Raw genomic sequence first — 25,285 nt, 5'->3', positions numbered from 1 at the left:
AAAAACCTCAGGACAATGGGCAAGCCATAGCCAATCCGACAAAAACCAGATCAGGGACCACTCGCCCCTGCGGCACGACACCAGAAACCAGCTCAGCATCACCACCAGTGAGGAACACCACGAAATCTTCCCCCCAATAGTCGCGCGCCAGCTCCAGCTGAGTCAGCACAAACCCTCTCAACATCAATGAGCAGCCGCGCTCTACCGCTTCAACCGTCGTACGCCCCGGCAACAGACTCTCCAAGGCGCGCTCGGCAGACAAATCGTCGTACCGAATCCGACGAGTGTGAGTTCTCAACTGATTACGCATCAATGGCATCCCCGGGCAGATAAAGCCCCCCAGGTGCTCCCCATCCGCCGCAATGAAGTCCGCAGTAACAGCTGTCCCAAAATCGAGCACCAGACAAGCACCAGTTGCCAGGCGAAAGCCCCCCAGCATGGCAAGCCAGCGGTCCAGACCAAGTCGCTCAAACTCCTCATAGCCATTTCGTACGCCTGCCATTTCTTTCGCAGGCGCAGCACAGACCACCGATACACCAAAAGCCTGTACCAACATAGAAGTAAGCTTGTTCGTCTCTTCGACCGTGCGAACGCTGACCAAACGGCAGCGGCTCAAGACCAAGCCGTTTAGCGCACGCAGATGCCCGACCAAGGCGTCATCGGAACCAACCACACCCTCAGCAAATACCCCAAGCGCGGCATTATTCAGAACACGCCACTTAATGAAGCTGTTTCCACAGTCAAGCTCAAGAATCATCGCGCAACCTCAAGCTGAGCTCACCACCGCTGTAGACCCTCTCAACCCCATCTACTTCCAATCGCAATGCCCCTTGCTGATCGATGCCCATAACAACACCGTCTATTTTATTGACCCCAGCAATCAGAGACACCGCATTACCTTGCCACAAGTGATTCTGCTCCCACTCCTCTTGAATAGAGGAAAAGCCCTGGGCTTGGTGACGCTCCAGGTAAGCCCTCAGCATCATACTCAGCCGAGCAACCAACTGGTTGCGATCAACCTGCTTACCGGACTCAAGCCGCATAGAAGTCCACTGCTGATCAACCTCGTCAGTTTTCTGCATGTTGACGTTGATACCCACACCCAGAACCACATGACAAACATCGGCAGGATCCCCAACCAACTCCAGCAGGATTCCAGCGATTTTTTTGCGCCCAACCAAAACATCGTTTGGCCACTTCAGACCCGCACCAGCAACTCCAAACTCACGCAAGGTCTGCATGACTGCCAGCCCGACCACCAAGCTGAGCCCTTCAAGCTGACGCATTCCACCATCGATACGCAGCACGAGACTGTAATAAACATTTTCTGCAAAAGGGCTCACCCATTTGCGACCTCTCCGACCACGCCCCGCCGTCTGACGCTCAGCGAGCACCAGGAACGGCGCAGGCACGCCGCGCTCGACAGCCCTCAGAGCTTCAGCATTTGTAGAGTCGATGGAATCGAAAGCCAACACAGCCCAAGGGCAATCCTTTGACTGCTCGCAAATATCTGCCGGGCTCAGGAGCATCAGCGGAGCCGCCAGCTGATAACCGCGACCGCGGACTTTATGGATAGAAAGCCCCAGATCAGCCTCCAACTGCTGCAACTGCTTCCACACGGCACTACGGCTAATACCCAAGGCAGCACCAAGGGCCTGGCCCGAGTGAAACCGCCCGTCCTTCAGAAGCTCCAACAATGTCAGCATGCAGATCTCGCCTCACAATGAGGCAGGCATGATAGCCATGCCTAAGGCTGTTGCATAGAAAGCGTGACAGGCACAATCAAGCAGCTAGCGCCTGCAATTCAGAATGTTTTTTCTGCGCACAAAAACAAAACCCCAATTGCTTTCGCAATTGGGGTTTCGGAATTTAATCTTGACGATGACCTACTCTCACATGGGGAAACCCCACACTACCATCGGCGATGCATCGTTTCACTTCTGAGTTCGGGATGGGATCAGGTGGTTCCAATGCTCTATGGTCGTCAAGAAATTCGGTGTGCCGACTCGTCTTTCGACGCTTCAGCAAATTGGGTATGTAATAGCTTTGTGGTGCTTTTGTGAGCAGCGCAAACTTTCGGTTCGTTTCGTCTTCACACACCGCAACTCGCTCTTAAGCAAATTGCTTGGGTGTTATATGGTCAAGCCTCACGGGCAATTAGTATTGGTTAGCTCAACGCCTCACAGCGCTTACACACCCAACCTATCAACGTCGTAGTCTTCGACGGCCCTTCAGGGAACTCAAGGTTCCAGTGAGATCTCATCTTGAGGCAAGTTTCCCGCTTAGATGCTTTCAGCGGTTATCTTTTCCGAACATAGCTACCCGGCAATGCCACTGGCGTGACAACCGGAACACCAGAGGTTCGTCCACTCCGGTCCTCTCGTACTAGGAGCAGCCCCTCTCAAATCTCAAACGTCCACGGCAGATAGGGACCGAACTGTCTCACGACGTTCTAAACCCAGCTCGCGTACCACTTTAAATGGCGAACAGCCATACCCTTGGGACCGGCTTCAGCCCCAGGATGTGATGAGCCGACATCGAGGTGCCAAACACCGCCGTCGATATGAACTCTTGGGCGGTATCAGCCTGTTATCCCCGGAGTACCTTTTATCCGTTGAGCGATGGCCCTTCCATACAGAACCACCGGATCACTAAGACCTACTTTCGTACCTGCTCGACGTGTCTGTCTCGCAGTCAAGCGCGCTTTTGCCTTTATACTCTACGACCGATTTCCGACCGGTCTGAGCGCACCTTTGTACTCCTCCGTTACTCTTTAGGAGGAGACCGCCCCAGTCAAACTACCCACCATACACTGTCCTCGATCCGGATAACGGACCTGAGTTAGAACCTCAAAGTTGCCAGGGTGGTATTTCAAGGATGGCTCCACGCGAACTGGCGTCCACGCTTCAAAGCCTCCCACCTATCCTACACAAGCAAATTCAAAGTCCAGTGCAAAGCTATAGTAAAGGTTCACGGGGTCTTTCCGTCTAGCCGCGGATACACTGCATCTTCACAGCGATTTCAATTTCACTGAGTCTCGGGTGGAGACAGCGCCGCCATCGTTACGCCATTCGTGCAGGTCGGAACTTACCCGACAAGGAATTTCGCTACCTTAGGACCGTTATAGTTACGGCCGCCGTTTACCGGGGCTTCGATCAAGAGCTTCGCGTTAGCTAACCCCATCAATTAACCTTCCGGCACCGGGCAGGCGTCACACCCTATACGTCCACTTTCGTGTTTGCAGAGTGCTGTGTTTTTAATAAACAGTCGCAGCGGCCTGGTATCTTCGACCGGCATGGGCTTACGGAGCAAGTCCTTCACCCTCACCGGCGCACCTTCTCCCGAAGTTACGGTGCCATTTTGCCTAGTTCCTTCACCCGAGTTCTCTCAAGCGCCTTGGTATTCTCTACCCAACCACCTGTGTCGGTTTGGGGTACGGTTCCTAGTTATCTGAAGCTTAGAAGCTTTTCTTGGAAGCATGGCATCAACCACTTCGTCACCTAAAAGGTAACTCGTCATCAGCTCTCGGCCTTAGAACCCCGGATTTACCTAAGATTCCAGCCTACCACCTTAAACTTGGACAACCAACGCCAAGCTGGCCTAGCCTTCTCCGTCCCTCCATCGCAATAACTAGAAGTACAGGAATATTAACCTGTTTTCCATCGACTACGCTTTTCAGCCTCGCCTTAGGGACCGACTAACCCTGCGTCGATTAACGTTGCGCAGGAAACCTTGGTCTTTCGGCGTGGGTGTTTTTCACACCCATTGTCGTTACTCATGTCAGCATTCGCACTTCTGATACCTCCAGCAAGCTTCTCAACTCACCTTCACAGGCTTACAGAACGCTCCTCTACCGCATCACTTACGTGATACCCGTAGCTTCGGTGTATGGTTTGAGCCCCGTTACATCTTCCGCGCAGGCCGACTCGACTAGTGAGCTATTACGCTTTCTTTAAAGGGTGGCTGCTTCTAAGCCAACCTCCTAGCTGTCTAAGCCTTCCCACATCGTTTCCCACTTAACCATAACTTTGGGACCTTAGCTGACGGTCTGGGTTGTTTCCCTTTTCACGACGGACGTTAGCACCCGCCGTGTGTCTCCCATGCTCGGCACTTGTAGGTATTCGGAGTTTGCATCGGTTTGGTAAGTCGGGATGACCCCCTAGCCGAAACAGTGCTCTACCCCCTACAGTGATACATGAGGCGCTACCTAAATAGCTTTCGAGGAGAACCAGCTATCTCCGAGCTTGATTAGCCTTTCACTCCGATCCACAGGTCATCCGCTAACTTTTCAACGGTAGTCGGTTCGGTCCTCCAGTCAGTGTTACCTAACCTTCAACCTGCCCATGGATAGATCGCCCGGTTTCGGGTCTATACCCAGCGACTAAACGCCCTATTAAGACTCGCTTTCGCTACGCCTCCCCTATTCGGTTAAGCTCGCCACTGAATATAAGTCGCTGACCCATTATACAAAAGGTACGCAGTCACAGAACAAAGTCTGCTCCCACTGCTTGTACGCATACGGTTTCAGGATCTATTTCACTCCCCTCTCCGGGGTTCTTTTCGCCTTTCCCTCACGGTACTAGTTCACTATCGGTCAGTCAGTAGTATTTAGCCTTGGAGGATGGTCCCCCCATATTCAGACAAAGTTTCTCGTGCTCCGTCCTACTCGATTTCATGACTAAGAGACTTTCGCGTACAGGGCTATCACCCACTATGGCCGCACTTTCCAGAGCGTTCCGCTAATCTCAAAGCCACTTAAGGGCTAGTCCCCGTTCGCTCGCCACTACTAAGGGAATCTCGGTTGATTTCTTTTCCTCAGGGTACTTAGATGTTTCAGTTCCCCTGGTTCGCCTCTTGCACCTATGTATTCAGTACAAGATAACCATCTTATGATGGCTGGGTTCCCCCATTCAGACATCTCCGGATCAAAGTCTGTTTGCCGACTCCCCGAAGCTTTTCGCAGGCTACCACGTCTTTCATCGCCTCTGACTGCCAAGGCATCCACCGTATGCGCTTCTTCACTTGACCATATAACCCCAAGCAATCTGGTTATACTGTGAAGACGACATTCGCCGAAAATTCGCGATTAAACTCACAAATTTTACCTTAGCCTGAATAAACACCAGTGAAAGTGCTATCCAGTCTATCTTTCTATCACATACCCAAATTTTTAAAGAACGATTCTGATAAAGATCAGAAATCAACATTCATCGCCTATCAGCGGAATGCTCATTTCTAAGCTTTAAACGATGGACACCAATCTGTAATGGTGGAGCCAAGCGGGATCGAACCGCTGACCTCCTGCGTGCAAGGCAGGCGCTCTCCCAGCTGAGCTATGGCCCCGTATCGCTACAGGGTGCACCAGTAATTGGTGGGTCTGGGCAGATTCGAACTGCCGACCTCACCCTTATCAGGGGTGCGCTCTAACCAACTGAGCTACAGACCCAATCGTCTTCTTCAATGAATCAAGCAATTCGTGTGGGAGCTTATGAAGCAGCTGATGTCGTCGATTAAGGAGGTGATCCAGCCGCAGGTTCCCCTACGGCTACCTTGTTACGACTTCACCCCAGTCATGAATCACACCGTGGTAACCGTCCTCCCGAAGGTTAGACTAGCTACTTCTGGTGCAACCCACTCCCATGGTGTGACGGGCGGTGTGTACAAGGCCCGGGAACGTATTCACCGCGACATTCTGATTCGCGATTACTAGCGATTCCGACTTCACGCAGTCGAGTTGCAGACTGCGATCCGGACTACGATCGGTTTTATGGGATTAGCTCCACCTCGCGGCTTGGCAACCCTCTGTACCGACCATTGTAGCACGTGTGTAGCCCAGGCCGTAAGGGCCATGATGACTTGACGTCATCCCCACCTTCCTCCGGTTTGTCACCGGCAGTCTCCTTAGAGTGCCCACCATGACGTGCTGGTAACTAAGGACAAGGGTTGCGCTCGTTACGGGACTTAACCCAACATCTCACGACACGAGCTGACGACAGCCATGCAGCACCTGTCTCAATGTTCCCGAAGGCACCAATCCATCTCTGGAAAGTTCATTGGATGTCAAGGCCTGGTAAGGTTCTTCGCGTTGCTTCGAATTAAACCACATGCTCCACCGCTTGTGCGGGCCCCCGTCAATTCATTTGAGTTTTAACCTTGCGGCCGTACTCCCCAGGCGGTCAACTTAATGCGTTAGCTGCGCCACTAAGAGCTCAAGGCTCCCAACGGCTAGTTGACATCGTTTACGGCGTGGACTACCAGGGTATCTAATCCTGTTTGCTCCCCACGCTTTCGCACCTCAGTGTCAGTATCAGTCCAGGTGGTCGCCTTCGCCACTGGTGTTCCTTCCTATATCTACGCATTTCACCGCTACACAGGAAATTCCACCACCCTCTACCATACTCTAGCTCGCCAGTTTTGGATGCAGTTCCCAGGTTGAGCCCGGGGATTTCACATCCAACTTAACGAACCACCTACGCGCGCTTTACGCCCAGTAATTCCGATTAACGCTTGCACCCTCTGTATTACCGCGGCTGCTGGCACAGAGTTAGCCGGTGCTTATTCTGTCGGTAACGTCAAAATACTCACGTATTAGGTAAGTACCCTTCCTCCCAACTTAAAGTGCTTTACAATCCGAAGACCTTCTTCACACACGCGGCATGGCTGGATCAGGCTTTCGCCCATTGTCCAATATTCCCCACTGCTGCCTCCCGTAGGAGTCTGGACCGTGTCTCAGTTCCAGTGTGACTGATCATCCTCTCAGACCAGTTACGGATCGTCGCCTTGGTGAGCCATTACCTCACCAACTAGCTAATCCGACCTAGGCTCATCTGATAGCGCAAGGCCCGAAGGTCCCCTGCTTTCTCCCGTAGGACGTATGCGGTATTAGCGTCCGTTTCCGAACGTTATCCCCCACTACCAGGCAGATTCCTAGGCATTACTCACCCGTCCGCCGCTCTCAAGAGAAGCAAGCTTCTCTCTACCGCTCGACTTGCATGTGTTAGGCCTGCCGCCAGCGTTCAATCTGAGCCATGATCAAACTCTTCAGTTCAAACATCTTTGGGTTTTGAGAAAACCCTAAACTTGGCTCAGCAATCGTTGGTTACATCTTTGATTTCTCGCGGAGTAACTTGTGATGCTGATAATCTTTCTGACTATCAGTCTGACTCCACAAGCACCCACACGAATTGCTTGATTCAGTTGTTAAAGAGCGGTTGGTTAAGTCTTTCGTCTCAACCGAGGCGCGCATTCTACAGCAGCCTCTGTATCTGTCAAGCGGTTATTTTAAGAAGTTTTCAAAGTTTCCTTTGCAACTTCAACCACTTGCGCTTCCGATCTCTCGTCAGCGGGAGGCGAATTCTACAGCGTTACACGCTGCTGTCAACACCTCTTTTTCTCCGCTTTCGACCGAGAAGATCGAACCGTCAATCCGGCGAAAACACACTGCCGAACCGACTCCTTCGGGCTTCGATGAACTGAAGCGTAACCGCTGTCGAAAACCGCGTAACTCGTTGAATCTCAAGGAGTTTTCCGTTTCGACTGCGCCGGAAGTGGGGCGAATTATAGACTTCCAGAATCTGCCGTCAACCCCTAATTTGCTTTTACTATGAATAAACTTGAAAACACCCCAAAAGGGGTGTTTTCAAGCCTCATATATAGAAGGGATCAGATGCTCTCTATATAGAAGAGTGCATTCACAGCACGCCCGAGGCTCGCAAGGCATCCACGGACTCAAGCTCAAGCCCCAACACCCGCTGCAGAACCTGGGCGGTATGCTCTCCTAATAAAGGAGGAGCATGACGGTACTCGACCGGCGTTTCGGAGAGACGGATCGGACTCGCCACCTGAGGCACCAGCCCGGCCAACGCATGGGGCAGCTCGATCGCCAACCCGCGCGCCTTGACCTGCGGATCCTCGAACATCTGCGCCAGGTCGTTGATAGGGCCGCAAGGCACTCCTGCCTGCTCCAACTGGGTGACCCACTCAGCAGTGGTCTTGAACACCGTGGCCTGACGAATCAGCGGGATCAACACCGCCCGATTGGCAACCCGCAGCTTATTAGTCGCAAAACGCGGATCGTCCGCCCACTGCGGCTGGCCCGCCACCTCGGCAAACTTGCGGAACTGCCCGTCATTCCCCACGGTAAGGATGAAATCACCATCCGCCGTAGGAAAGTCCTGATAAGGCACGATATTCGGGTGAGCATTACCCAGGCGCTTGGGAGCGACTCCAGTGGTCAGGTAATTCATCGCCTGGTTGGCCAGACACGCAACCTGCACATCCAGCAGCGCCATATCGATGTGCTGCCCACCACCGCTGTGCTGCCGATACGCCAGCGCGGCAAGAATCGCCACAGTCGAATACAGCCCCGTCAGGATATCCGTCAACGCCACGCCAACCTTCACCGGCCCGGCACCTTCATCGCCCTCGGGACGCCCGGTCAGGCTCATCAGCCCGCCCAGCCCCTGGATCATGAAGTCGTAGCCGGCACGCTTGGCATAAGGCCCGGTCTGGCCGAAGCCGGTAATGGAGCAATAGATCAGGTCAGGGTTGAGCGCCTTCAGCGACTGGTAGTCCAACCCATAGGCCGCCAAACCGCCAACCTTGAAGTTCTCGATCAGAATGTCGGACTTGGCCGCCAGTTCGCGCACCAGGCGCTGACCCTCCGGCCGAGTGAAGTCGATGGTCACCGACTGCTTGTTACGGTTGGCCGACAGGTAATAGGCAGCCTCCGTGGTGTTCTCGCCATAAGCGTCCTTGAGGAAAGGCGGCCCCCAGGCGCGGGTATCGTCACCATTGCCCGGACGCTCGACCTTGATTACCTCGGCCCCCAGGTCTGCCAGGATCTGACCGGCCCAAGGCCCGGCCAGCACTCGCGACAAGTCCAGCACCCGCAAATGAGATAACGCGCCCATGGTCGCTCTCCTATTAGTAGAACGCCTGGATGCCGGTCTGCGCGCGCCCCAGGATCAAGGCATGGACGTCATGGGTCCCTTCGTAGGTATTCACCACTTCCAGGTTGACCAGGTGACGGGCGATACCGAACTCGTCGGAGATGCCGTTACCACCCAGCATGTCGCGAGCCATGCGAGCGATGTCCAGCGACTTGCCGCAAGAGTTGCGCTTCATGATCGAGGTAATTTCAACCGCCGCCGTGCCTTCATCCTTCATCCGGCCCAGACGCAGGCAGCCTTGGAGGGCGAGGGTGATCTCGGTCTGCATGTCTGCCAGTTTTTTCTGGATCAGTTGGGTAGCCGCTAGCGGGCGACCGAATTGCTGACGATCCAGGGTGTATTGGCGAGCGGTGTGCCAGCAGAATTCGGCCGCACCCAGAGCGCCCCAGGAAATGCCGTAGCGGGCAGAGTTCAGGCAGGTGAACGGACCTTTCAGGCCACGCACGTCCGGGAAGATGTTCTCTTCCGGAACAAAGACGTTGTCCATGACGATTTCGCCGGTGATGGAAGCGCGCAGGCCGACCTTGCCGTGAATCGCCGGAGCACTCAGACCTTTCCAGCCTTTTTCCAGCACGAAACCGCGGATATCGCCAGCATCGTCCTTGGCCCACACCACGAACACATCAGCGATCGGACTGTTGGTGATCCACATCTTGCTGCCAGTCAGGCTGTAACCGCCGTCCACCTTGCGAGCACGGGTAACCATCGCGCCCGGGTCGGAGCCATGGTTGGGCTCGGTCAGACCAAAGCAGCCGATCCACTCGCCAGAGGCCAGCTTCGGCAAATACTTCTGCTTCTGGGCTTCGGTACCAAATTCGTTGATCGGCACCATCACCAGGGAGGACTGCACGCTCATCATCGAGCGGTAGCCGGAATCCACACGCTCCACTTCACGGGCAATCAGGCCGTAGCAGACATAGTTCAGGCCGCTGCCACCGTACTGCTCGGGAATGGTGGCACCCAGCAGGCCGACTTCGCCCATTTCGCGGAAGATCGCCGGGTCGGTCTTTTCATGACGGAAAGCTTCGAGCACACGCGGCGCCAGCTTGCCCTGAGCGAATTGCTCGGCACTGTCGCGCACCATGCGCTCTTCTTCAGTGAGCTGTTGATCCAGCAGAAGGGGATCGATCCAGTTGAAGCTTGCTTTACCGCCCATGAGTGAGTCCTCGTGAAGTAGGTCAACGTTCGTGGGTTGATCCTAGGCCGGCTTGCCGGGCGCGGCAAACGAGGATTTCGCATACTGTTGTGCTAATTTCTCACTCCGTAATAGCCGTAATCGGCTTTTAGCGATTCCATTAGTGAGATTGCCGTACATGCGCAGAAAGATCCCCAGCACAGCCGCCCTGATCAGCTTCGAAGCTGCCGCACGCCACGAGAGCTTTACCAAGGCGGCGCAGGAGCTTTCGCTAACCCAGGGCGCAATTTGCCGACAGATCGCCAGCCTGGAAGAGTTTCTCGGGGTCGAGCTGTTCCGCCGGTCCCGGCGCGGCGTCAAGCTGACCGAAGCCGGGCTCTCCTACAGCCGCCGCGTGGCCACCCAACTGGACGCGGTGGAGCGCGACACGCTTTCCGTCATGGGCCAGCAGGGCGCCAACGTCATCGAGCTGGCGGTGGTCCCGACCTTTGGCACCCAATGGCTGCTGCCCCGACTCAAAGATTTTCAGCAGCGACACCCGGAAGTCACGGTCAACCTGACCAACCGCACCCGGCCTTTCCTGTTCGCCGATACCGACTTCGACGCCGCGATTTACTTTGGCGATGCCGACTGGTCGGGCACCCAATCCCATCGCCTGATGGGAGAAAACCCAATGCCGGTGTGCAGCCCCGCGACCCTGGGCAACCGCACCCGGCTAAGTGCCGAAGAAATCGCCGAGCTGCCGCTGCTGCAGCAGACCACGCGCCCCTATGCCTGGCGGCAATGGTTCAACTCACAGCACCTGAATATCCCGCGGGACATGACAGGCCCGCGTTACGAACTATTCTCCATGCTGGCGCAGGCCGCCATGCACGACATGGGCATCGCCCTGATCCCGCCATTCCTTATTCAACGGGAGCTGAGGGAAAAGCGCCTGGTGATCGCCAACCCCGAAGCCCTGGCGAGCATCAAGGCGTATTACCTGATGATTCCCGAGCGCAAGGTGGAGTCAGCGTCTTTACGGGCTTTTCGCGATTGGCTGGTGGAGCAGGCACAAAGCTACAGCCTAGAGAAATAGCAGGGCAGGGCAATAAATTAACTTCGTAGTCAAAAAAAATCAAACACTACAGATATAACTAAATGTCGCATTCAGACAGACTGTATCGATAAGCGGGACAACCGTCCTACAAGCGCCTAACCACGTGGCTTGTAGGGCTTTTTGAGGGTCATGAACGCTCATTCACGCGAGCAATATGAAAATTGTTTTATTTTCCGTCGAAATCCTTACAGGTCACGACTTACAAGGGATTGAGCCCAACCCTTGCGACATTCGGTCACAGGGTGACTTGTAGTTAATTTTCCGTCACCCCTCATAATCCCTTGAAGGGCGTAATGTTCGCCTGCAAAATGCCGCGCCCCGCCTTGATTCTGGCGGGATCGTGCTGATCGGCCGCCCCAGCTGCACCATCCGTAGTGCGCTGGCCTTCTAGAAAAGATCGAAAGCAATAAGATCAAGCAGGAGATTTGACGTGCACATTGGTGTTCCTCTCGAGACCCAAACGGGTGAAACACGGGTTGCTGCAACCCCGGAAACCATCAAGAAACTGATCGGCCAGGGTCATAAAGTCACTGTGCAGAGCGGCGCCGGCATCAACGCCAGTGTTGTCGACAGTGCCTATGAAGCGGCAGGTGCAACCATTGGCAGCGCCAACGATGCATTCGGCGCGGAGCTGATTCTCAAGGTCGTGGCTCCCAGTGACAGCGAGCTGGCCCTGATCAAAAGCGGCACCGTCCTGGTGGGCATGCTCAATCCGTTCAGCAATGACACCATTGCCAAGATGGCCGAATGCGGCATCACCGCCTTTGCCCTGGAAGCAGCGCCACGCACCTCGCGGGCCCAGAGCCTGGATGTGCTGTCCTCGCAAGCCAACATTGCCGGTTACAAGGCGGTGCTGCTCGCTGCCCACTATTACCCGCGCTTCATGCCGATGCTGATGACTGCCGCGGGCACCGTGAAAGCTGCTCGCGTGCTGATTCTCGGTGCCGGGGTTGCCGGCCTGCAGGCCATCGCCACCGCCAAGCGCCTGGGCGCGGTGATCGAGGCCTCGGACGTGCGTCCGGCGGTCAAGGAACAGATCGAATCCCTGGGGGCCAAGTTCGTCGACGTGCCTTACGAGACCGATGAAGAGCGCGAATGCGCCGTCGGTGTCGGTGGTTACGCGCGCCCGATGCCTGCCAGCTGGATGCAGCGCCAGGCCCAGGCCGTGCACGAACGCGCCAAGCAGGCGGACATCGTGATCACCACCGCCCTGATTCCAGGCCGCAAGGCGCCAGTGCTGCTGAGCGCCGAAACCGTGGCCCAGATGAAGCCAGGCTCGGTGGTCGTCGACCTCGCCGCGGCCCAGGGCGGCAACTGCCCGCTGACCGTGGCGGATCAGGTGGTCGTCGAAAATGGCGTGACCATTGTCGGCCCGACCAACCTGGCCGGTGCTGTCGCTGCCGATGCCTCGGCGCTGTACGCCCGCAACCTGCTGGACTTCCTGAAGCTCGTCTTCACTAAAGAAGGTCAGTTCGAGGTCAACCTAGAAGACGACATCGTCGCCGCGTGCCTGATGTGCCGCGACGGCCAAGTCATCCGTAAAAACGCCTAAGCAGGGATTCAGACGATGGAAGAGCTTATCTCCCCCGGTATCTACAACCTGATCATCTTCGTGCTGGCGATTTATGTCGGTTATCACGTGGTCTGGAACGTTACACCCGCACTGCACACCCCGCTGATGGCGGTAACCAACGCCATTTCGGCGATCGTGATCGTCGGCGCCATGCTGGCCGCCGCCCTGACCGTGACGCCGCTGGGCAAGACCATGGGCACGCTGGCCGTGGCCCTGGCCGCGGTCAACGTGTTCGGCGGCTTCCTGGTAACCCGCCGCATGCTTGAGATGTTCAAGAAAAAAGCCCCGAAAGCCGTAAAAGAAGAGGCGCCCAAGTAATGAGCATGAATCTGGTAACGACGCTCTACCTGATCGCGTCGATCTGCTTTATCCAGGCCCTCAAAGGCCTGTCGCACCCGACCTCCTCGCGTCGCGGCAACCTGTTCGGCATGCTCGGCATGGCCCTGGCGATCGTCACCACCGTCGGCCTGGTGTTCAAGCTCGGCGCGGAACTGGCGACCGTTGGCATTGGCTACGTGATCGTCGGCCTGCTGATCGGCGGCACCGCCGGTTCGATCATGGCCAAGCGCGTGGAAATGACCAAGATGCCGGAGCTGGTGGCCTTCATGCACAGCATGATCGGTCTGGCAGCGGTGTTCATCGCCATCGCCGCCGTGGTCGAGCCGCAGTCCCTGGGCATCGTCAAGCAACTGGGGGATTCGATTCCAGCCGGTAACCGCCTGGAGCTGTTCCTCGGCGCGGCCATCGGCGCCATTACCTTCTCCGGTTCGGTAATCGCCTTCGGCAAGCTGTCGGGCAAGTACAAGTTCCGCCTGTTCCAGGGCGCACCGGTACAGTTCGGCGGCCAACACAAACTGAACCTGATTCTCGGCCTGGCGACCCTGGGCCTGGGCGTGACCTTCATGTTCACCGGCAATCTCAGCGCCTTCGCCCTGATGCTGGTCCTGGCCTTCGTGCTGGGCGTGCTGATCATCATCCCGATCGGCGGTGCCGACATGCCGGTGGTGGTGTCGATGCTCAACAGCTACTCGGGCTGGGCAGCGGCAGGGATCGGCTTCTCGCTGAACAACTCGATGCTGATCATCGCCGGCTCCCTGGTGGGTTCGTCCGGTGCGATCCTGTCGTACATCATGTGCAAGGCGATGAACCGTTCGTTCTTCAACGTACTGCTTGGCGGCTTCGGCAACACTGCAGACGCTGGCGGCCCGGCGGGCGCGCAAGAAGCCCGCCCGGTGAAGTCCGGCTCGGCCGACGACGCCACCTTCCTGCTGACCAACGCCGACACCGTGATCATCGTTCCGGGTTACGGCCTGGCGGTCGCGCGGGCCCAGCACGCGCTGAAAGAGCTGACCGAGAAACTGGTACACCGTGGCGTGACCGTGAAGTACGCGATCCACCCGGTCGCGGGGCGCATGCCCGGCCACATGAACGTACTACTGGCCGAGGCCGAAGTGCCGTACGACCAGGTGTTCGAGATGGAAGACATCAACTCCGAGTTCGGCCAGGCCGACGTGGTGCTGGTGCTCGGCGCCAACGACGTGGTCAACCCGGCGGCGAAGAACGATCCGAAATCGCCGATCGCCGGCATGCCGATTCTCGAGGCGTTCAAGGCCAAGACCGTCATCGTCAACAAGCGTTCGATGGCCAGCGGTTATGCCGGCCTGGACAACGAACTGTTCTACCTGGACAAGACCATGATGGTGTTCGGCGACGCCAAGAAAGTCATCGAAGACATGGTCAAAGCCGTCGAGTAAACCCTGCTCCAGCGCAACACCCAAGACCTCAGCCTTTAGTAGGCTGGGGTTTTTTATTTCCCGCACAAACCCGACAAAAGGCTCTAAATCGCGGCCTTTCATTCGACCTTGGTAGCGGGACGAATTTTTTTGAAATCACTAGACTGCGCATCTTGCTTCCGCTGCCCGAGATAACAATCCATGTACCGTGATCGTATCCGCTTGCCTTCGTTGTTGGATAAGGTGATGAGCGCCGCCGACGCTGCCGCTCTGATTCAGGACGGCATGACCGTCGGCATGAGCGGCTTCACCCGCGCCGGCGAAGCCAAGGCCGTGCCCCATGCATTGGCCGAGCGCGCCAAGGTAACCCCACTGAAAATCAGCCTGATGACCGGCGCCAGCCTGGGCAACGACCTCGACAAGCAACTGACCGAGGCCGGTGTCCTGGCCCGACGTATGCCGTTCCAGGTCGACAGCACCCTGCGCAAGGCGATCAATGCCGGCGAGGTGATGTTCATCGACCAGCACCTGTCGGAAACCGTGGAACAGCTGCGCAACCAGCAGCTCAAGCTGCCGGACATCGCCGTCATCGAAGCCGTGGCGATCACCGAGCAAGGCCATATCGTGCCGACCACCTCGGTGGGCAACTCCGCCAGTTTCGCGATCTTCGCCAAGCACGTGATCGTCGAGATCAACCTGGCGCACAACCCGAACCTGGAAGGTCTGCACGACATCTATATCCCGACCTACCGGCCGACCCGCACGCCCATCCCGCTGGTGAAGGTCGACGACCGTATCGGCAGCACCGCCATCCCGATCCCGGCGGAGAAGATCGTCGCCATCGTCATCACCAACCAGGCGGACTCGCCATCCACTGTTTCGACGCCAGACAGCGAAACCCAGGGGATCGCCAATCACCTGATCAACTTCTTCAAGCAGGAAGTGGACGCTGGGCGCATGAGCAACAAGCTCGGCCCGCTGCAGGCGGGTATCGGCAATATCGCCAACGCGGTGATGTGCGGCCTGATCGAATCGCCGTTCGAAGACCTGACCATGTACTCCGAAGTGCTGCAGGATTCGACTTTCGACCTGATCGACGCCGGCAAGCTGAGCTTCGCTTCGGGCAGCTCGATCACCCTGTCGAGCCGGCGCAATGCCGATGTGTTCGGCAATCTGGAGCGTTACAAGGACAAGCTGGTGCTGCGCCCGCAGGAGATCTCCAACCATCCGGAAGTGGTGCGTCGCCTGGGCATCATCGGCATCAACACCGCCCTGGAGTTCGACATCTACGGCAACGTCAATTCCACCCACGTCTGCGGCACGCGGATGATGAACGGCATCGGCGGTTCGGGTGACTTCGCTCGCAACGCGCACCTGGCGATCTTCGTCACCAAGTCCATTGCCAAGGGCGGGGCGATTTCCAGCGTGGTGCCAATGGTCAGCCACGTCGACCACACCGAACACGACGTCGACATCCTGGTGACCGAAGTCGGCCTGGCCGACCTGCGTGGCCTGGCGCCACGGGAGCGGGCCCGGGTGATCATCGACAACTGTGTACACCCGGACTATCGCCAGCCCCTGAATGACTACTTCACCGCCGCCTGCGCTCTGGGCGGCCACACGCCGCACATCCTGCGCGATGCCCTGCGCTGGCACATGAACCTGGAAGAAACCGGGCGCATGCTCGCTGTGTGATGGGTACAGTCGATGGCTGACGCAAGCACAGTTGCGTCAGCTCATCGACAGTCCTTAAACACTTGTCAAAAACTGTACTGCTGTACTGGTGTTTTACCCCCTCAAAACCCCACCTTTTTCAAGAAAACGTCCTGAAACGCACCTAAATGGTGCTGATAGGTACAGTTGCATCATTTCCGAACAGTACAGCACCTATAAACAGTTAACTGGTCCCTCACAATACAGATGAACTGTATCTACAGAGACTGGCGCGAGAGGAGGATCATGGGCACCAGTTAAACCACTACCTAATCCCGCCACAAGCGGAAGGATGCACACCATGGAACGTACACTCAGTTCCGAACTGTTCTTCGAAGACAAAGCTGCAAAAACCCAGGCCTCCCTGCCTCTGCGCGTTCTCGCCAACCTGATGTTGTGGCAGCGCCGCATCTCCAGCCGCCACCAACTGGCTCGCCTGGATTCGCGTCTGCTGGCTGACGCAGGTATCAGCGAAGCTCAACGCTACGAAGAGCTGAGCAAGCCGTTCTGGCGCTAAGTTAGCGTCGCTGGCCCTGACCCACCGGGTCCACCGCCAGCACCCCGAATTGAAAAAACAAAACCCGTCGCGGGCAACTGCGACGGGTTTTGTCGTTTTAGGCCTGGCAATACTGGGAAGAGCCGGTACAGAAAGGGTATGGCCAGACAGGTACAGTTTAAATATAAATAAAACTGGACCAGTACAATTTCACACTGTTGTATCTGTATATGAGCCTGCGTGAATAGCAACATGGTGTCCCAAGTCCCTGACTTCGGCCTGCCGAAAGGACCGCACCATGAACCACATACCAGGACGTATCGTACCTCTCAGCTTCTCCCATCCTCAGATAAGCGCGTGGAAACGCTTGTACCGCGCCTTGTGCCAAATGCAACAGAACGCCCGGACACGCCGCGTACTGGCAGGGCTCAACGATCAGCAATTGTCCGATGTAGGCATCAGCCATAGCGACCGCATGGCTGAACTGGACAAACCCTTCTGGCGCTAGTTCGCGCCAAGACAGCAGAAGAGGGCTATTCGAACAGATGGGGTGGGCCTAATATCCAGTAGCGTGTAGCGATTTTCCTGAAGGGGCGTCTGATTCATCTGCCCCACAGTGACTACCCGGTGCCCACTCAGCACCACCCTATCTGTTATCAAGGAGTTTTACCTATGTCCCGTCTTCGCCTGCTCAGCGCTGCTGCCTTGCTGGCCTTGGCCTCCAACGCCCACGCCTCCAGCTTTATCGTCACCACCGATGCGGTTGTCGGCGCACTCAAGGCCACTTCCGATGCGACTTCCGACGTCACATCCTCGTTCCGTGACGACAAAATCGTGCGCGCCGCTCGTGACGACGCCGCCAGTTTTGTCGCCACCGAAGGCGCCATTCGTGGAGTGAAGCTGGAAAGCGCGTTTGACCACATCCGCCAACAGTTGCCACAACTGAGCGCTACTGACGCCCAGCTCGCTCAGGCCATCCTGACGATCTGACACCGGTCCGGCGACGGGTGCGCCCAACGCACCCGAAACCCTGGGCGCTGGCTCTCGCCCGGGCATTGCGCTAGCCTTGCCGCTGGTTTTTCAGCTGTCGAGACTCATGCGTTTTTTCAGATCCCTGCTTACCGTCCCTTCGTTGATTGCCGTTTGCTGGACAGGCTCGGCGGCTGCTTTCGACTTGAGCACACAAGGCCTGGTCATCACTGGCTACGCTACCAGCAAGGTGACCTCCGCGCCTTTCGACAACAAACGCGTACTGGCTGCCCAGGATGATGCCGCGGCGTTCGTCGCCACTGACGGCCACCTGCGCGGAGCCCGGCTGGAATCAGCCCTGAAATACCTGCGTAAAACCCAGCCACAACTTCATGTCGGCGACCTTGAACTGGCGCAGGCAATTCTCGTCCAATAACTATCCCTGTCATCCCGGAGTCGTTCCATGCGTAGCCCGCTGATTGCTGCCACCCTTGGCCTGTTGCTGTTGGCTGATGTGGCCCAGGCACAAACCCTGGTAGCCACCAGTAACATCATCGTTCGAGCCTTTGGTCGTACCATCGATTTCACCTCGGACACCACCACCTCCATCCGCGACTCGAAAATCGTGCGTGCCGCCCATGACGACGCCGCCAGCTTCGTCGCCAGCGACGGCGATATTCGTGGCGCCCAGCTGGAGGCCGCCTTCGATACCTTGCGTAACCGCGTGCCGGAAGCCCGCGACGCCAGTGATCAGGTGCTCGCCGAAGCCATCCTCGCACTGTGAGGCCGCTCGCTGCCTGGCTGCTGGGTGCAGCGCTGTTACTCTTGGGCAACAGCGCTCAGGCCGACCTGCAACTGCGGCTCAAGACCGAAGGCTTGAGCCCGGAGCAGCAGCACGCCAGCCAGGCGCTGCTGGATGAAGCGATGCAAGCGCTGCCGCCGCGCTTCATCGAACAACTGGACCGTCGCATCGATGTCGGCTGGACCGACGACATGCCTCACAACGCCTACGGCCAGGCATCGCTGGTCGACGAACTCGACCTGAATCGCAAGCTGCTGGCCAGCCTCACCGACGGCAGCGCGGCCACTCAGAAAACCCATCGCCCCCATGGCACCGTGCGCCGGGAAATGCTCGCCACCGTGCTGCATGAACTCACCCATATTTATGACCGTTCGCGCCTGTGGCCTGGCGCCGAGCGCACGCTGATCCAGCGTTGCAGCCGCCAGAACAGTGCCTCGGGCCTGATCGGGCTGCCGGACCAGTGCCGCGGCCAGACCGCGCGCCGCTTCACCCTCAGCGACGACCCGCGCCTGCTCGACCTCGCCGGCTGGCCGCAATACGTCGGCCGTCGCGGCGAGCGCGAGCAGTACAACCGCCAGGTCGCCCGCAGCCCGGATATCTACGAAACGACCAACCCGAAAGAGTTCGTCGCGGTGAACATGGAGTACTTCCTCCTGGACCCGAGCTACGCCTGCCGCCGGCCAGCGCTGTACCGTTATTACCAGGAACACTTCGGCTGGGCGCCGAAGGCCAAGGACACCTGCACCCAATCCTTCGCCTTCCTCAACGCCGGCAACGACTTCGCCAAGCAGCCGCTGGGCAAGGTCGACCCGGAGCGGGTCTACGCTGTGGATTATCTGCTGGCCGAAGCCAACCAGAACTGGGTCAGCCGCTGGGGGCACAGCATGTTGCGCCTGGTGATCTGCGCCCCCGGCCGACCGCGCGGGCCGGACTGCCGGCTGGACCTCGAGCAGCACCTGGTGCTGTCCTACCGCGCCTTTGTCGGTGACGTGCAGCTGTCGAGCTGGGACGGCCTGGTCGGCAAATACCCGTCCCGCCTGTTTATCCTGCCGTTGGCCCAGGTCATCGATGAATACACCAAGACCGAGCTGCGCAGCCTGGCTTCGGTGCCGCTGAACCTGTCGCGCAGCGAGATCGAAGAGGTGGTCGAGCGCGCCGCCGAGATGCACTGGAGCTACGACGGCAACTATTACTTCCTGTCCAACAACTGTGCCGTGGAAAGCCTGAAGCTGCTGCGCAGCGGCAGCAACAATGCCCAGCTCACCGGGCTCGACAGCATCATGCCCAACGGCCTGCTGGAAGTGCTCAAGGGCCGTGGCCTGGCCGACACCAGCGTGCTGGACGATCCTCGCGAAGCCTTGCGCCTGGGGTATCGCTTCGACTCCTTCCGCGACCGTTACCAGGCGATGTTCGAGGTGTTGAAAAAGCACCTGCCGATCAAACAGAACAACGTCGAAGACTGGCTGTCCCTGAGCGCCGCGCAGCGCCGCCAATGGTTCGACCAGGCGGACCTGCGCACCAGCGCTGCCTTGCTGCTGCTCGAACAGGCGAGCTTCCGGCGCCAGCTGCTGTTGGCCCAGGACGAGGTCAAGCAGCGTTACCTGGGCGCTCGCGACCTGCAGAACGGCGGCATGGACAAGGCCAACAAGACCCTGCAGGAAATCCTCGCCAACAGCGGCTTCCTCAGTCGCCCGGCCGAGTTGCTCGGTAGCAGCGGCTATGGCTTGCCGCAGCCAAGCGAATGGCAACGCCTGGAGTCGGAAAGCAGCCTGCGCCAGAAACAGCTGCAGGCCCTGACCGGCGATCTGGACAAGGAAGTACGGGCCTTGCTGGAGCCGAACCGCGCCGCCGAAATCGCCGCCAACGAAGCCAACCTGAAACAGCTGGGCGAACACCTGCGGGCCTTGCACAAGGCCGCGGGCGGGCTGGAACTGCCCTGATCCCGCATCGCGGGCCAGCCTCCTTCATAGCTGGCCCGCGAAGCGATCCCGCAACCTTACAACGTCTCCTCGGCCTCTCCCGGCAGCTGCTCATCCAGGTGCAGCCAGGGCAAACGGCTGTCGGTCCAGATATGCCGCTCGGCCGGCGCCAGTTCCGGATGATCCAGGGTAGCGATGGTCACATCGATGCTGTCCGGGCTCAGTTGTGTGATCAGCGCCAGATGGGCACCGCAGTTCGGGCAGAAGTACCGCGCACAGCCGGGTGAGGAGTGGTAACACGCCGGCGTCCCGGCCAGCCACTGGAAAGCCGGGCGGGGCAGGGTGATCCAGGTGGTCACCAGGCCGCCGCTGACCCGTCGGCAGATCGAACAATGGCAATGGGCGATATCGCGCAACGGTCCACTGAACTGATAACGCAGCTGCCCGCAATGGCAACCGCCGGTATGCAACAGGCTCATACAAGGACCTCCCATCGAATGGCAGCGGAAAACTCCGTCAGCAGGCCGATCTGGTTGTTTTTTAACCGCACGTCGGCTTGCGATGCATCTGATCATTGCTTTCTACAACGAAAGGTAGCTGAAAGCTTCCGCGATTAGGATCGCCTCCACTGCCGGCAACAGACCGGTTGGCCATTGGGCGTTTTCGCGCCTCCAGGCCCAATTAACAACAACAATGGTGATTCTGATGTCCGTTCGTACCCGCCTTTTCGCCCCGCTTCCTCCACGTCCCGCGCTTCCCGTTCTGCGCTGACCCCAACCGGTTCGCCATTCCCTAGCCGCGCTACGCCTGGAGTATTCCCATGCTGACTTTCCTTGGCTTCGCCATGGTCATCACCTTCATGTTCCTGATCATGACCAAGCGCCTGTCCGCGCTGATCGCCCTGATCATCGTTCCTATCCTGTTCGCACTGTTCGGCGGCTTCGCCCCGAAGATCGGCCCGATGATGCTCGAAGGCATCACCAAGCTGGCACCGACCGGCGTGATGCTGATGTTCGCCATCCTGTATTTCGCCCTGATGATCGACTCCGGCCTGTTCGACCCGGCCGTGCGCAAGATCCTCAAGCTGGTCAAGGGTGACCCGCTCAAGGTCTCGGTCGGTACCGCCGTGCTCGCGCTGGTGGTGTCCCTGGACGGCGACGGCGCCACCACCTACATGATCTGCGTGGCGGCCATGCTGCCGCTGTACAGCCGCATCGGCATGAGCCCGCGGATCATGGCCGGCCTGATCATCCTGGCTGGCGGCGTGATGAACATGACCCCCTGGGGTGGCCCGACCGCCCGTGCCGCCAGTGCGCTGCATGTCGACCCATCGGACATCTTCGTGCCGATGATCCCGGCGATGCTGGCCGGCGTGGTGGCGATCCTGGCGATCGCCTATATGTACGGCAAGCGCGAACGTGCGCGCCTGGGTGAACTGCACCTGCAGGGCGACGAGATCGACCACAGCGAAATCAGCGTCTCGCAGTTCCCGGACGCCCGCCGTCCGAAGCTGATCTGGTTCAACGGCGCCCTGACCTTCGCCCTGATGTGCGCACTGATCGCCGGCCTGTTGCCGCTGCCAGTGCTGTTCATGGTGGCCTTCAGTATCGCGATGATCGTCAACTATCCATGCCTGCAACAGCAGAAGGACCGCGTCGCGGCCCACGCTGGCAGCGTGCTGGCGGTGGTCGGGCTGATCTTCGCCGCCGGTATCTTCACCGGCATCCTGTCCGGTACCGGCATGGTCGACGCCATGTCGAAGAGCCTGCTGGCGGTGATTCCGGATGCACTGGGCCCGTACCTGGCGGTGATCACCGCGCTGGTGAGCATGCCGTTCACCTTCTTCATGTCCAACGATGCCTTCTATTACGGCGTGCTGCCCGTTCTCGCCGAGGCCGCCAGTCACTACGGCATCACCGCGGTGGAAATGGCACGTGCCTCGATCGTCGGCCAACCCGTCCACTTGCTCAGCCCGCTGGTACCATCCACCTACCTGCTGGTGGCCCTGGCCGGTATCGAGTTCGGCGATCACCAGCGCTTCACCCTCAAGTGGGCAGTACTGGTTTGCCTGTGCATAATGTTCGCCGCCTTGCTGATGGGGATTTTTCCGCTGTTCAGCACTCTATAAAAAGCAATGACTCACCGCGTCGGCCGCTAGACTTCGTTCTCGGAAATCTCGACTGGCGCGGTACAACACTCGCTCAAAGGAATACACATGGAATGGCTGACCAACCCGGAAATCTGGGTTGCCTTCTTTACCCTGACCGCCCTGGAAATCGTCCTGGGTATCGACAACATCATCATGATCTCGATCCTGGTCAGCCGCATGCCCAAACACATGCAGGCACGGACCCGGATTTTCGGCCTGGCGCTGGCCATGATCACGCGGATCCTTCTGCTGCTGTCGATCACCTGGGTCATGCGCCTGACCGCCGACCTGTTCGTGGTCTTCGGCCAGGGTATTTCCGGGCGTGACCTGATCCTGTTCTTCGGTGGCCTGTTCCTGCTCTGGAAGAGTTCCCAGGAGATGTACCACGCCCTGGAAGGCGAGGACGAAACCGCGGAAGAACCAAGCGGCAAGGGCGGCAACTTCCTCTACACCATCATCCAGATCGCGATCATCGACATCGTGTTCTCCCTGGACTCGGTGATCACCGCCGTCGGCATGGTCTCCCATGTGCCGGTCATGGTCGCGGCGATCATCGTCGCGGTGCTGGTGATGATGCTGGCCTCGGGCACCATCAGCGAGTTCATCGACAAGCACCCGTCGCTGAAGATGCTGGCTCTGTCGTTCCTGCTGGTGGTCGGTACCGTACTGATCGCCGAGGCGTTCGAAGTGCATGTGCCAAAAGGCTACGTCTACTTCGCCATGGCCTTCTCGCTGGCGGTGGAGGCGATCAACATCAAGATGCGCACCGCCATCGCGAAAAAGAAAAAGCAGCAGGACCCGGTGAAACTGCGCAAGGACATCCCGGGTCAATAACCCGAGAGCGCAGCAGAAAAAGGGGCTTTCGAGCCCCTTTTTCACGCCTGCGAAAAGCCGTTTTTTCATGACAGTTTTGTTTCAATCGCCGCATCAGCTATGCGATGCTGGCGCACAGACCGTTAGCCAACTACAGCTTAAGTACAGAACGTAGAACGACGCGCGGCACCGTTAACTTGCCCCTCTGGGGCGCTATTCACCACAGGGGGCCGTTATGCTCACCCTGCTCAATTTGCTCTCCGCCGTGGCCTTGCTGATCTGGGGCACGCATATCGTCCGCACCGGCATCCTGCGGGTCTATGGCTCGAACCTGCGTCACCTGATCGGCCAGAACATGGCCAAGCGTCCGCTGGCCTTCATCGCCGGGATCCTGGTCACCGCCATGGTCCAGAGCAGCAACGCCACGGCGATGCTGGTCACCTCGTTCGTCGGCCAGGGGCTGATGGCCCTGACACCCGCCCTGGCGACCATGCTCGGCGCCGACGTCGGCACCGCGCTGATGGCCCGGGTGCTGACCTTCGACCTGTCCTGGCTGTCGCCGCTGCTGATCTTTCTCGGGGTGATCTTCTTCCTGTCGCGCAAACAGACCCGCGCCGGCCAGCTCGGGCGGGTAGGGATCGGCCTGGGGCTGATCATCCTGGCACTGCAACTGATCGTCGAAGCCGCCGCGCCCATCACCCATGCCCAAGGCGTGAAAGTCCTGTTCGCCTCGCTGACCGGCGACATCCTGCTCGATGCCCTGATGGGTGCGCTGTTCGCCATGATTTCCTACTCCAGCCTGGCGGCCGTGCTGCTTACCGCGACCCTGGCCGGGGCCGGCGTGATCAGCCTGCCGGTGGCCATCGGCCTGGTGATCGGCGCCAACATCGGCAGCGGGGTGCTGGCCTTTCTCAGCACCAACATGCAGAACGCCGCCGGCCGCCAGGTGGCGCTGGGCAGCCTGCTGTACAAGCTGATCGGCCTGCTGCTGATCATTCCGGTGCTCGACCCGCTCGCCCACTGGATGGACAGCCTGGACTTCAGCCCGCAAGAGGTGGTGATCGGTTTCCACCTGCTCTACAACACCCTGCGTTGCCTGGTGCTGCTGCCGACGGTCGGGCCGATGGCCAAGGTCTGCGCCTGGCTGCTGCCGGAGCGCCCGGAAACCAACGGCCGGGCCAAGCCTCGCCACCTCGATCCGACTGCCCTGGCCACCCCCAGCCTGGCCCTGGCCAACGCGGCGCGGGAAACCCTGCGCATCGGTGACCTGATCGATAACATGCTCGAAGCCGTGCGCGATGTGCTGCACGGCAAGCAGACCGCGATCACCCAGGAAATGCGCAACCTCAACGACGACGTCGAAGTGCTCTATAACGCGATCAAGCTCTACCTGGCGCAGATGCCCCGGGAGGACCTCAGCGAACAGGACAGCCGGCGCTGGGCCGAAATCATCGAACTGGCGATCAACCTGAAACTGGCCAGCGACCTGATCGAACGCATGCTGCGCAAGATCCAGCAGCAGAAGACCGCGCAGCGCCGCTCCTTTTCCGAAGTCGGCATCGAGGAACTGGTCGGCCTGCATGAACAGCTGATCGCCAACCTGCGATTGGGGCTTTCGGTGTTTCTCAGCGCCGATCCGGAAAGCGCCCGGCAGTTGCTGCGGGAAAAACGCCGCTTTCGTGCTCAGGAACGTCGCCTGGCCCATGCCCATGTCAGCCGCCTGCAACGTAAAATCGTCCAGAGCATCGAGACCAGTTCGCTGCACCTGGAACTGATCGCCGATATGAAACGCTTGAATTCGCTGTTCTGCGGCAGCGCCTACGTGGTGCTGGGGACGTCCGAAACCGGTGCGCTCGCCGTGGACGATATGGCTGACATCACCCATTCACCCTGAACGTCCACAGTTACCCGAAGTCTGTAGAACTTACGCCCG

19 protein-coding genes, 2 tRNA genes and 3 rRNA genes are annotated in these 25,285 nt (G+C 58.5%); 14 read left to right on the top strand and 10 right to left on the bottom strand.

Annotation, left to right across the window (positions count from 1 at the left end):
- Positions 1–7: 7 nt before the first annotated feature.
- The 9 genes from DK261_RS13970 to DK261_RS13925 form a co-directional block, all read right to left on the bottom strand.
- The gene (locus tag DK261_RS13970) at positions 8–757 is read right to left on the bottom strand and encodes a pantothenate kinase (RefSeq protein ID WP_110175870.1); all 750 of its coding nucleotides are present in this window, start codon (positions 755–757) and stop codon (positions 8–10) included.
- The gene (gene birA / locus DK261_RS13965; RefSeq protein ID WP_009051128.1) at positions 747–1,706 is read right to left on the bottom strand and encodes a bifunctional biotin--[acetyl-CoA-carboxylase] ligase/biotin operon repressor BirA; all 960 of its coding nucleotides are present in this window, start codon (positions 1,704–1,706) and stop codon (positions 747–749) included. The genes DK261_RS13970 and birA overlap by 11 nt, the downstream gene beginning before the upstream one ends.
- A gap of 167 nt (positions 1,707–1,873) precedes the next feature.
- Positions 1,874–1,989, bottom strand: a 5S ribosomal RNA gene (rrf, locus tag DK261_RS13960).
- Positions 1,990–2,136: 147 nt separating this feature from the next.
- Positions 2,137–5,028, bottom strand: a 23S ribosomal RNA gene (locus DK261_RS13955).
- 239 nt (positions 5,029–5,267) lie between these two features.
- Positions 5,268–5,343 (bottom strand) — tRNA-Ala (locus DK261_RS13950).
- A gap of 26 nt (positions 5,344–5,369) precedes the next feature.
- A tRNA-Ile gene (locus tag DK261_RS13945) sits at positions 5,370–5,446 on the bottom strand.
- A gap of 65 nt (positions 5,447–5,511) precedes the next feature.
- Positions 5,512–7,048, bottom strand: a 16S ribosomal RNA gene (locus tag DK261_RS13940).
- Together the 16S, 23S and 5S rRNA genes with 2 tRNA genes alongside form the textbook arrangement of a ribosomal RNA operon.
- Before the next feature lie 643 nt (positions 7,049–7,691).
- Positions 7,692–8,912 carry a CaiB/BaiF CoA-transferase family protein gene (locus tag DK261_RS13930; RefSeq protein ID WP_038635607.1) on the bottom strand — a complete coding sequence of 407 codons (1,221 nt, stop codon included), beginning with the start codon at positions 8,910–8,912 and terminating at the stop codon, positions 7,692–7,694.
- 13 nt (positions 8,913–8,925) lie between these two features.
- Positions 8,926–10,107: an acyl-CoA dehydrogenase gene (locus tag DK261_RS13925; protein ID WP_009046307.1), complete on the bottom strand. Its 1,182-nt coding sequence runs from the start codon at positions 10,105–10,107 to the stop codon at positions 8,926–8,928.
- A gap of 157 nt (positions 10,108–10,264) precedes the next feature.
- On the opposite strand from DK261_RS13925, the gene DK261_RS13920 reads away from it, so the two are divergent.
- The 11 genes from DK261_RS13920 to DK261_RS13870 all read left to right on the top strand — a co-directional run bounded on the left by DK261_RS13920 (position 10,265) and on the right by DK261_RS13870 (position 20,411).
- Complete coding sequence (locus DK261_RS13920; protein WP_009046306.1) at positions 10,265–11,164, top strand: LysR family transcriptional regulator; 900 nt, start codon at positions 10,265–10,267, stop codon at positions 11,162–11,164.
- Between the two features lie 451 nt (positions 11,165–11,615).
- The gene (locus DK261_RS13915) at positions 11,616–12,737 is read left to right on the top strand and encodes a Re/Si-specific NAD(P)(+) transhydrogenase subunit alpha (RefSeq protein ID WP_110175869.1); all 1,122 of its coding nucleotides are present in this window, start codon (positions 11,616–11,618) and stop codon (positions 12,735–12,737) included.
- A 15-nt stretch (positions 12,738–12,752) separates the two neighbouring features.
- Entirely contained in the window at positions 12,753–13,076 is a 324-nt protein-coding gene (locus DK261_RS13910) for an NAD(P) transhydrogenase subunit alpha (protein ID WP_003187010.1), read from the top strand.
- Complete coding sequence (locus DK261_RS13905; RefSeq protein WP_016703896.1) at positions 13,076–14,512, top strand: NAD(P)(+) transhydrogenase (Re/Si-specific) subunit beta; 1,437 nt, start codon at positions 13,076–13,078, stop codon at positions 14,510–14,512. The genes DK261_RS13910 and DK261_RS13905 overlap by 1 nt, the downstream gene beginning before the upstream one ends.
- 180 nt (positions 14,513–14,692) lie before the next feature.
- Positions 14,693–16,186, top strand: a complete 1,494-nt coding sequence (locus tag DK261_RS13900; protein WP_009046303.1) for an acetyl-CoA hydrolase/transferase family protein — start codon at positions 14,693–14,695, stop codon at positions 16,184–16,186.
- A 319-nt stretch (positions 16,187–16,505) separates the two neighbouring features.
- Positions 16,506–16,721, top strand: a complete 216-nt coding sequence (locus DK261_RS13895; RefSeq protein ID WP_007924247.1) for a DUF1127 domain-containing protein — start codon at positions 16,506–16,508, stop codon at positions 16,719–16,721.
- Between the two features lie 277 nt (positions 16,722–16,998).
- Positions 16,999–17,208: a DUF1127 domain-containing protein gene (locus DK261_RS13890; protein WP_177411718.1), complete on the top strand. Its 210-nt coding sequence runs from the start codon at positions 16,999–17,001 to the stop codon at positions 17,206–17,208.
- 164 nt (positions 17,209–17,372) lie between these two features.
- Positions 17,373–17,690 (top strand): DUF2388 domain-containing protein, encoded by a 318-nt coding sequence (locus DK261_RS13885; RefSeq protein ID WP_009046302.1) that lies wholly within the window; start codon positions 17,373–17,375, stop codon positions 17,688–17,690.
- 106 nt (positions 17,691–17,796) lie between these two features.
- A complete protein-coding gene (locus DK261_RS13880) occupies positions 17,797–18,105 on the top strand; it encodes a DUF2388 domain-containing protein (protein WP_009046301.1) in 309 nt (102 codons plus the stop codon).
- A 27-nt stretch (positions 18,106–18,132) separates the two neighbouring features.
- A complete protein-coding gene (locus tag DK261_RS13875; protein WP_009046300.1) occupies positions 18,133–18,453 on the top strand; it encodes a DUF2388 domain-containing protein in 321 nt (106 codons plus the stop codon).
- On the top strand, positions 18,450–20,411 hold the full coding sequence (locus DK261_RS13870; protein ID WP_039967549.1) for a DUF4105 domain-containing protein: 1,962 nt from the start codon (positions 18,450–18,452) through the stop codon (positions 20,409–20,411). The genes DK261_RS13875 and DK261_RS13870 overlap by 4 nt, the downstream gene beginning before the upstream one ends.
- A 56-nt stretch (positions 20,412–20,467) precedes the next feature.
- Here the strand turns inward: DK261_RS13870 and DK261_RS13865 are convergent, their stop codons facing one another.
- Complete coding sequence (locus DK261_RS13865; protein ID WP_009046298.1) at positions 20,468–20,869, bottom strand: GFA family protein; 402 nt, start codon at positions 20,867–20,869, stop codon at positions 20,468–20,470.
- Between the two features lie 341 nt (positions 20,870–21,210).
- Between DK261_RS13865 and DK261_RS13860 the strand changes: the two genes are divergently transcribed.
- The 3 genes from DK261_RS13860 (at position 21,211) to DK261_RS13850 (ending at position 25,246) form a co-directional block, all read left to right on the top strand.
- A complete protein-coding gene (locus tag DK261_RS13860) occupies positions 21,211–22,518 on the top strand; it encodes a CitMHS family transporter (protein ID WP_007924260.1) in 1,308 nt (435 codons plus the stop codon).
- Positions 22,519–22,605: 87 nt separating this feature from the next.
- Positions 22,606–23,373 (top strand): TerC family protein, encoded by a 768-nt coding sequence (locus DK261_RS13855; RefSeq protein WP_009046297.1) that lies wholly within the window; start codon positions 22,606–22,608, stop codon positions 23,371–23,373.
- A 214-nt stretch (positions 23,374–23,587) separates the two neighbouring features.
- On the top strand, positions 23,588–25,246 hold the full coding sequence (locus tag DK261_RS13850; RefSeq protein ID WP_009046296.1) for a Na/Pi cotransporter family protein: 1,659 nt from the start codon (positions 23,588–23,590) through the stop codon (positions 25,244–25,246).
- Positions 25,247–25,285: the final 39 nt, after the last annotated feature.

The sequence above is a fragment of the Pseudomonas sp. RW409 genome (assembly GCF_003184125.1).
In the GTDB taxonomy this organism is placed as follows: Bacteria; Pseudomonadota; Gammaproteobacteria; order Pseudomonadales; family Pseudomonadaceae; genus Aquipseudomonas; species Aquipseudomonas chlororaphis_I.
Note: the sequence above shows the minus strand (reverse complement) of the source record. Positions and strands in the feature narration are given on the sequence as shown.